Origin of the sequence: Okeania sp. SIO2B9 (assembly GCF_010672505.1) — a bacterium.
Classification (GTDB): domain Bacteria; phylum Cyanobacteriota; class Cyanobacteriia; order Cyanobacteriales; family Microcoleaceae; genus Okeania; species Okeania hirsuta.
Genome location: NZ_JAAHGK010001532.1, coordinates 1 through 1,584, shown reverse-complemented (window position 1 = coordinate 1,584; position 1,584 = coordinate 1). Strand labels below are relative to the sequence as shown.

The 1,584-nt window shown below is 36.3% G+C and carries 2 protein-coding genes; both read right to left on the bottom strand.

Annotation, left to right across the window (positions count from 1 at the left end):
- On the bottom strand, positions 1-470 hold a 470-nt coding region (locus tag F6K13_RS32350), incomplete at its 3' end, for a sulfotransferase (RefSeq protein WP_287289794.1).
- 85 nt (positions 471-555) lie between these two features.
- Positions 556-1,584: glycosyltransferase family 2 protein (locus tag F6K13_RS32345; protein WP_287289792.1), on the bottom strand; the 1,029-nt coding region annotated here is incomplete at its 5' end.

Genomic DNA, 1,584 nt, shown 5'->3' with positions numbered 1-1,584 from the left:
AGATGCTCCTTGACCCACTTTTGTACCCCTAGCCCCGATCTTTTAGCCCAAGACCATAAAACAGCTCTAGGGTCTCGGACAATTACTATACATGGTACGTCTGGAACTTTTGCCAAGACCTGAGATAATTTTTGCATATACTTGGGCGTTTTATCGAATATCAAAGCACCTTCTTGCTTAGTAATCAGTCTAGTTTTTTCCTTCAATCTTTTATAAGCATCTAACCAAGTATTTGCCTGGCAAACATACTCTAATTCATCATCTTTAATTCTCCAACTTAGTTTAGTCATGGAGTTGTAGGGTTCAAGTGATAAAAACTCTGGCATCTTTTCTGCCAACAAAAGACCACATTCAAAACCGCTATATAGATTAGGGTATTGCCTAAGTATTTCTGAAATTAGAGTAGTTCCACCTCTTTCATAACCACATATAATGGCAGCTATCGAACTTTTATCTGTAACATTATCCATTCTTCGTTTCTCCTGATATCGAATAGCCAAGTAAAATTAGTTATCTATCGGCTTAAAAAAAATACAATACTTAAATTTTGACTACCTACTTTATCATATACTGGTGAAATTTTATTTTTCCGAGCAAAAAAATACTTCCATCTTGAAGAACAGTTTTTATAAAAATTTCTCCTTCATCTGGTATTTCAACGTATCTTAATTCGGTTTCAAAACCACTGTTTTCAGCTCCAGGTACTTGATAAACATTGGCAACGTCAGGTCTGTTCTGATTCACAGGAATTTCACTGAGAATATTACTATTGCAGACTATCTTAATTGTTTGAGCTGGAGAGTTTTTACCAATTACCCAACCCCTAATTAAAATTGCACCTAAGTCAAAATGTTTTCCGGGTGTTGGTGAATCTATACTATATCCTAGAAGTGCTTCAGGATGATGTTTTGGCAAAGAAATGGGTGATATCTCAATGTAAGTCTTTAGTTTAATAAAGTAATCTTCTCGCTTTTGACTTAGATTAGGACTGTAACAAGGATCGTGTGCAATAACTTTTCCCCACCTCTGCTGCATAATTTTTGCCTCTCGCTGATATCGAGCTTTTTTTTCTGGAGTGTCTTCATATCCACGACTCTTGGACTCGTAATGGTATAAAACAACATGAGGTAAGTTAATATTACGATAGCCTTTTTGTTGAATTTTCAGACACAAATCAACGTCGTTATAAGCCACTACTAGCTCTTCATCAAGTCCACCAACTTCCTCATATACTTCTCGCCTGCACATTAGACAAGCTCCTGTTACTGCTGAGTAATTATTGACAGTAATTAGCTGACAAAAATACCCTGGAGTATTGTCAGGAGAACCTTTGTGACTATGGCCTGCCACATCACCAATTCCCACGACTACACCAGAATGTTGGATAGTATCATCTGGGTATAGTAACTTTGCACCAACAGCACCAATTGTTGGTCTTTGTACTTGCTCTACCATTGCTTCTATCCAATCTGGTGTTTTAACTTCTGTATCATTATTTAAAAGTAGTAAATAATCACCATTTGCCTTGGTTACAGCATAGTTATTAATCTTTGCATAGTTAAATGGAATATCAAGTTGATAGCA